The 2,512-nt window shown below is 44.1% G+C and carries 4 protein-coding genes; 3 read left to right on the top strand and 1 reads right to left on the bottom strand.

The features are described 5' to 3' along the window. A partial coding sequence (locus PHF79_04280) for an AAA family ATPase (GenBank protein MDD5318997.1) occupies positions 1-464 on the bottom strand: 464 nt, incomplete at its 3' end. A gap of 77 nt (positions 465-541) precedes the next feature. Between PHF79_04280 and PHF79_04275 the strand changes: the two genes are divergently transcribed. The 3 genes from PHF79_04275 to PHF79_04265 all read left to right on the top strand — a co-directional run. Beyond that, the gene (locus tag PHF79_04275) at positions 542-1,276 is read left to right on the top strand and encodes a segregation/condensation protein A (protein ID MDD5318996.1); all 735 of its coding nucleotides are present in this window, start codon (positions 542-544) and stop codon (positions 1,274-1,276) included. Between the two features lie 21 nt (positions 1,277-1,297). Further along, positions 1,298-1,855 carry an SMC-Scp complex subunit ScpB gene (locus PHF79_04270; protein ID MDD5318995.1) on the top strand — a complete coding sequence of 186 codons (558 nt, stop codon included), beginning with the start codon at positions 1,298-1,300 and terminating at the stop codon, positions 1,853-1,855. 1 nt (position 1,856) lies between these two features. Next, the coding region (locus tag PHF79_04265; GenBank protein MDD5318994.1) for a serine hydrolase at positions 1,857-2,512 on the top strand (656 nt) is incomplete at its 3' end.

Raw genomic sequence — 2,512 nt, 5'->3', positions numbered from 1 at the left:
CGAGCAGTGTTGTTTTCGAGGGTGTAATACTCCTCAGCACCATCCGCAGCCGTGACCAGGTGAACTATGCCATCGTAGCGCGACCTCATACTGCCGATCGATTTGATACCAGCCGAAATTTGAATAAATTCAGTGATTCCGCCCGGCACATAGGCCATGCCATCAAGGGCACCCCGATCGCAGAGAATGATGATTTTCTCAGCATCGGAAAATTCAGCCACCCGCTGGTAACGGTCCTCAACCTCGATTTGACCCCTGAGGAGCTCCTTTTGAAAGTAGGAGACATCGATGCCGTGTTTGCCCGGCCTGATGTTGCTTCCCTCAATCATAAAAGTGGCTTGCTCGGGTACCACAATGACGTAGAAACCGAGCTCAGTCAGTCTTTCCATGAGATAACTCATGGCCTTGCTTTTACCCCCACACGGGCCGCCCGTAATAGCGATTTTGTATATTTTTTTGTCCATAAATTCATTGTCTGAACCAATCCTACTATAGAAAAAGTCGACATACAAATTTCCTAAAAATCTGCTAAAATAGACCGGTGACTTTCCAAATAAAAACTGAAACCTTTGAAGGACCTCTTGACCTACTGCTTTCCCTAGTAGAAAAACACAAGTTTTTTATCAATGATATTTCCTTGTCAAAAGTGACTGATGATTATATTGCCCATGTCAACGCGCTTGAGCATTATTCTATCCCAGATAGAGCCAACTTTATCGTAGTCGCCTCGACCTTGCTTTTGATCAAATCACGCTCACTCTTGCCGTCACTCAGCCTGACTGAAGAAGAGCAGGGGAGTATAGAAGACCTAGAAAAACGCCTCCGCGAATACCAACAAATCAAAGCGCTCTCAAAACATGTTCGAGAGCGCTTTGGCAACACTCCGATTTTTCCTGGAAAGGGTATGCCAGTCGAGTCAGTTTTTTCGCCTTCAAAAGAAGTCTCTGGTGCTACAGGTATTTCAAATATTTTCACTGCGATTAGAAATGTACTCCAAAGCCTACCGAAAAAAGAATTAATTCCTAAGGCTGTTCTGAAAAAAGTTATTTCCCTTGAGGAAATGATGGATAACCTAGCTAAACGCATTACCTCAAGCCTTAAAATGAGCTTCCGAGATTTTGCCAAGATCGGCAAGGAGGAAAAGGTAAATGTCATTGTAAGTTTTTTGGCTATGCTCGAGCTCGTCAAGCAAGGCTTGATCAGCGTCACTCAGTCAAAAATGTTTGACGAGATCGAAATGGAAAGCAACGACCTAGGAATACCACGCTATCATTAGTATGCTAATATAAAAAAATATATGACCACAGACCAGACCATCGAAGCTATCCTATTTTGGAAAGGAGAACCAGTCAGCCGCAAAAAACTGATGGCTATTTTAGGGTGTACCATTACCGATCTAGAAAATGGTCTTAAAAATTTAGAGGAACGTCTCAAAAATACCGGCCTAACCCTTGTTTACAAAGAAGATGAAGTGATGCTGGGTACCAAGCCAGAGGCCAGTGCCTTGATCCAGGCTTTGACCAAGGAAGAGCTTTCTCGCGATCTTGGCAAAGCGGGCCTAGAAACACTTTCGATCATCCTTTATAAGGGGCCGATTGCTCGCCGAGGAATTGATTATATTCGTGGAGTAAACTCAAATTTTATTTTACGCAACCTCATGATTCGTGGATTGGTGGAAAAAATCCAATCCCCAGACGACCAGCGGAGCTTTTTGTATAAGCCCACTTTTGATCTACTGACTCACCTTGGCGTTTCGCGGATTGAGGATCTTCCCGAATATGGCAGCATCGTACCCGAAATAGAGCAGGCTTTGATTGCCGAAGATCCCGCTAGCCAGCCAACCCCAACTGAATAAAATGTTATTTACATCCCGCCAAAATAAGATTATTTTGATTAGCCTTGTTGTTCTGACCGCTATTTTAATTATTCGGTTTTCTACGCTGGTCAGTGCTATCCAACATTTGCCTGCCTATGCACCCCAAGACGCTCCCTTTATTTCTGGTCCACTTCAAGCTAAGTCAGTATATGCCTTTGACGCATTGACAGGAGAGGTACTCTATCAAAAAAACTCATCCGCTATTTTGCCTTTAGCCTCCTTGACCAAGATTGCCACAGCTATTATTGCCCACAACCTCGCCAATGAAAAAATCAAATCCATCGGTCCTTTGGCTTCAGAAATATCCATCACGCCTGAGTCCCTCAAAAAAGATGGCGATCAGGGCCTGATTGCCGGAGAAAGGTGGGATGTGGATGATCTGATTCGTCTCATGCTGGTAGCTTCTTCAAACGATGCGGCGGCGGCTCTTAGTCAAGATCTTGACAACATCACTTTTGTGCAAAAAATGAATGATTTTGCTCATGGCCTAGGCCTCAATAGCTTTCTTTTTAAGAACGAAACCGGACTGGACAATGAAACAGAGACCGAGGCTGGAGATCTTGGTTCGGCTCACGACGTAGCCTACCTTTTTAGGTATTTTTTGAGTAACTTTTCATATCTTCTTTATCCGACCCG

This window comes from Candidatus Paceibacterota bacterium, from assembly GCA_028714275.1.
In the GTDB taxonomy this organism is placed as follows: Bacteria; Patescibacteriota; Minisyncoccia; order Phycocordibacterales; family CAINVO01; genus CAINVO01.
Note: the sequence above shows the minus strand (reverse complement) of the source record. Positions and strands in the feature narration are given on the sequence as shown.